Here is a 4,207-nt window from a genome sequence, read left to right as displayed (position 1 = left end):
AGGCGGATTCACCGGGCAAAATGGTCAAAACGCCATTTAAAACGGGGCGGAATCGGGTCTTGAAATATAGGAATTTCATAAATGCTGACGAACAACGCCGTTTCGTCGCTGCATCGCTCGGGGCTGACATCTCCCTTTCTTAGCTTCCCGCGGGAGAGGGGCGTCTCGGCGCTCGGCCGCCGTCTGGAGCATCACCGTAATGAGTCTAGATACGCCTTCGCGGTCTTCAAGTCGGTGGTTTCAAAACCCTCGTTGAAGCGATCGTACACCGACTGCAAAAGGCTGCGTGCCTCGGCGGTCCGACCCTGGTCATGTTGCAAGCGCGCAAGGCTTGTGGATGTTCGCAGCTCCCATGACAGGGCGCCTTGCTCCCGGGCCACCTCGAGCGCTGCAAAGAAGCAGCGTTCAGCCGTCGCTAGGGCTTGATCACCTAGATCATGGCACAGTAACTCGCCTTTGGTACGCAGGAGTTCCGGCACGAACCAACGCTCGCCGCCGCGCTCCGCCCTCTCCAGGGCTCGGTCGATCGTATTGAGCGCTTCGGTAAACTGTCCGAGCCCGGCCAAGCCTTCTGCCAGTGCGCCCAAGAATTCCGGGTAGCACATTGTCCATCCGGTTCTCTCGCACGTATCAAGCGCGATGCGCAGCTGGGCCGAACCTGCCTCGAACCCGCCGCGCCTGATGAGCAACTTTCCTTCCCAACAGTGGGCTAAAATTTTCCAGAAAGGTGCGCTAAGGCTTGTCGCGAGATCCTTCAACATCGCCACGGCCTGCGCCGCGGCATCGAAGTCACCCGTCATGAGTGCGAAAGGGTACGCCCCATAGTGAAGGACCCAGCAAATTGTGGGTTTGTGGCCCGCAGCTTGTGCCTCTTCGAGGCTTGCTTGGGCTTGGGCTACACCTTGGTCCACAAAGCCCCGCAGCCAGAGCACCCGCGCCATCGCCGCTCGGCCCTCCAAGCGCAAATCGTAGCGAGACCAGATCGTATGCCGTTGATATGCAGGTGCAACGAAGGCGCCAAGCATGCGTTCAAAGGAGTGGTGAGCCTCGCGCTGTTTGCCTGCATAATGCAAAGTGTTGCCCATGAGCCGATACGCGATTGGAGCGAGTGCCGGGTCGCCGGCGCTACGCGCGAGGCGCTCGAACCGTTCCGCAATGGATTGAGCCTCACGACAATCGCCAGAGTGGTGGCATACGCCATATAGAACAAAGAGAATCTCGAGCATGGCGCCCACGTCGTCCTGGCTCTTGGCGGCATCAAGCGCTTTGGCCAAGACCATCCTGATTCGTTCGTTCGATCCCATTGTATAAACCAGTGCAATTCCAAGCGAGACATGCAGCTGCACTGTGAGGGTCGCGCTAACGTCCGAATCGGACTCAAGGTGGTCCAATGCACACTCGATACGCTCACGGCACTCGACTACGAACGACAGATCTAACCACACCAGAGCGTACGCGGCTGTTAGGGCGACACCGATCGCCACATCTCCGACGGAAGAGAAGGACCATTCGAGGGCAGCACGCACGTTGTCGATCTCTCGCCCATAGCACGCCATGTCCTCGGCGGTTGGGAGCACCTGCGAACCATGCATGGCCGGCCCGACGAGGTCTCGAAAGTATTCGGCACAGCGGCGTGCAACCTGTTCGGTTTCGCCACTTTCGGCCAGTTTCTCGAGTGCATACGCACGTATCGTCTCGAGCAGCAGCCAACGACCGGTAGGCGACGATCCATCTAACGTCACCAGCGACTTGGCGACGAGATCTGCGATCTGCTCGTGGAGAACGGGACCGGCGTGACCTTTCTCGCTCATTACGGCGTTCGCCGCCTCAAGCGTGAACCCAGCGGCGAAGACAGCCAGTCGGCGCAGCAGGGACTGTTCCGGCCCGGTTAGTAGGTCAAAGCTCCAGTCGAGCGTTGCGCGCAGGGTCTGATGCCGTGGCAGTGCCGTTCGACGCCCACCGATCAACAGGTCAAATCGTTTGTCTAGGCGGGAAAGAACCAGTTCGGGTCCGAGCGTTGCGGCCCGAACCGCCGCAAACTCAATGGCCAGTGGGATGCCGTCGAGGCGACGACAGATTGCAGCCATCGCTCGTAGTTTCTCCCGGTGTGACGAGAATTCCGGGTCCACCGACTTCGCTCTGATGATGAAAAGCTGTACGGAGCTGTGTCTGAGGATAATGTCTGATTCCTCCTGATGCTGGCTCGGCACATCCAGCGGGTGGACGCGATAGACATGTTCGCCCTCGATCCGCAGGAGCTCGCGGCTCGTCGCAACAATGGAAGCAGCCGGACACAGACGCACGACCGTCTCCGCCAGTCGGGCGGCTGCGTCGATGACGTGTTCGCAATTGTCGAGTACAAGGAGAAGCTTCTTTCCTCCGATGGCGCGCGCGACGGACTCCCGGGAAATGTCGCCGCCGCCCAGCTTCAAGCCGAGAACGCGCGCGACCATCGACGGGACGAGACCGGGATCCGACAGCGAAACCAGATCAACCAGCCAGCGATCACCGTGGAAGGTCGGGAAGAGGCTGCGGGTAACCTCCAGAGCCAGCTTGGTCTTACCGATCCCTCCCGGGCCGGTCAGTGTGACCACCCGGTAGGCGGATAGAAGACCGCGAAGATGCCGCACGGCATTGGTTCGACCAATCAGCTCGGACGCAGCCGCAGGCAAGTTGGTCTGAAATGGCTCTGCCGGGCTTCGCATCGGTTCGAGATCAATGGAATCTACTGACGATGTGCACTCCTCACGGGATGTCCACGCACCGAGCAGGCGATAGCCACGACCGGACGCCGTCTTCAACATTTCACGATCACGACCGAGCGCCTTGCGAATCGCGGATATGTGAACTTGAAGCGTATTTTCTTCAACGATCACGCCCGGCCATACGCGAGCCGCGAGGTTGTCCTTGGTGACAAGCTCGCCGTCTGACTGAACCAGAACCTCGATGATGTCGAATGCGCGACCGCTGATCGGGACAGGCACTCCGCGCGCTCGCAGTTCGCGCCGAGCGAGATCGACCTCCCACTCGTCCAACGCATACACTCGTCGTCGACCTTCTGCGCGCACTCACGTCCCCGGTTCAGGATATCTTACGTTTCATCAGCCGCGTACAACAGAGCTTTACCCGACCGGCCACCCAAGCCCGACCAAACCAATCTCGTCTTGGAAGAATAGATGGCGCTGTCTCCCTCGGTAACCTATTCTACCTATGAAAATATCGACTGCCTACCACCCGATCTTCTTCACAGCTTCGTTGCGGTCGCGCAGACGAAGAGCTTCTCACGCGCCGCCGAGCGCGTGCATCTGTCGCACCACCGTCAGGCAACAAATCCGCCGACTTGAGTATATAGTCGGCAAATAGCTGTTCGAACGCGACACTCGAACCGTGACGCTCACGCGGGACGGCGAGGCGCTTCAGAATTATGCCGCGCGCATCCTCGATCTCATGAGCGAAGCGGTGGAGGAATTTCGCGCACGGGCCCTCAGCGGTCACGTGCGGCTGGGACTGTCGGAGGACTTCGCCTCCGCAGGCTTGACGGCAACGGTGGTCGGTTTTCTTAGCCGCAACCCCGAAGTCGACCTGACGACCGAGATCGGCATGAGTGGCGATCTTTTCCGTCGGCTGGACGAGGGACGGTTGGACCTTGTCTTCGCCAAGCGCCGATGTCATGCCGCTCGTGCTGCATCCCGAGCCGAGTGTGACGCGTGTAAGGGCGCTCCAGGATCTGGGCTTGGGTGTGAGTGCCTTCGCGCGCTACGTCATGCCGGACGGTTTGACGCGTATCACTGGCCCGCTGCCAAAACTCGACACTTTGGAATTCGTGCTCGATACGCCGAAGGTGATCTCCAAGTCTGTGGCGATGGCTCGAAGCCATCCTGGCCGTCGCGGCACGTTGAACTTTGAGTCTTAATTCCGATTGCAGCAACGCGTGCCAGAATGATGACCTCGGGCCCCGCGCCGCCGACGTTCAGTGCCCCGAGTTTTTCTTTCGCCATTGCGCCGGCGTTTCCGTCGTAAAACGCTTAAATACGGTCGAAAAGTGAGCTTGCCCTGAAAACCCCGCCCTCAGCGCCACTTCGACTAGTTGTGTGTCGCTTTCTAACATCAACGTCTTGGCGTATTCGATCCGCCGGAATAAAACATATTCGTGAGGACGATATCCAGTCGCGGTCTTGAATTGCGCGGCAAAGTAGATTCGCGAAAG

Annotated in this window: 4 protein-coding genes; 2 read left to right on the top strand and 2 right to left on the bottom strand. The window is 59.4% G+C overall.

The window, feature by feature from the left end; translation table 11 throughout:
* Positions 1-191: 191 nt before the first annotated feature.
* Complete coding sequence (locus tag ABSE61_RS36325; RefSeq protein ID WP_423875971.1) at positions 192-3,035, bottom strand: ATP-binding protein; 2,844 nt, start codon at positions 3,033-3,035, stop codon at positions 192-194.
* A gap of 141 nt (positions 3,036-3,176) precedes the next feature.
* Here ABSE61_RS36325 and ABSE61_RS36320 point away from each other — a divergent pair, with 141 nt between their 5' ends.
* Entirely contained in the window at positions 3,177-3,344 is a 168-nt protein-coding gene (locus ABSE61_RS36320) for a helix-turn-helix domain-containing protein (RefSeq protein WP_423875970.1), read from the top strand.
* Positions 3,345-3,447: 103 nt separating this feature from the next.
* A complete protein-coding gene (locus ABSE61_RS36315; protein WP_423875972.1) occupies positions 3,448-3,906 on the top strand; it encodes a LysR substrate-binding domain-containing protein in 459 nt (152 codons plus the stop codon).
* 64 nt (positions 3,907-3,970) lie between these two features.
* Here the strand turns inward: ABSE61_RS36315 and ABSE61_RS36310 are convergent.
* Positions 3,971-4,207, bottom strand: a 237-nt coding sequence (locus ABSE61_RS36310; RefSeq protein ID WP_423875969.1) for a helix-turn-helix domain-containing protein, incomplete at its 5' end; no start/stop codon positions are given.

Source organism: Bradyrhizobium sp. (genome assembly GCF_049519115.1).
GTDB lineage: Bacteria > Pseudomonadota > Alphaproteobacteria > Rhizobiales > Xanthobacteraceae > Bradyrhizobium.
Note: the sequence above shows the minus strand (reverse complement) of the source record. Positions and strands in the feature narration are given on the sequence as shown.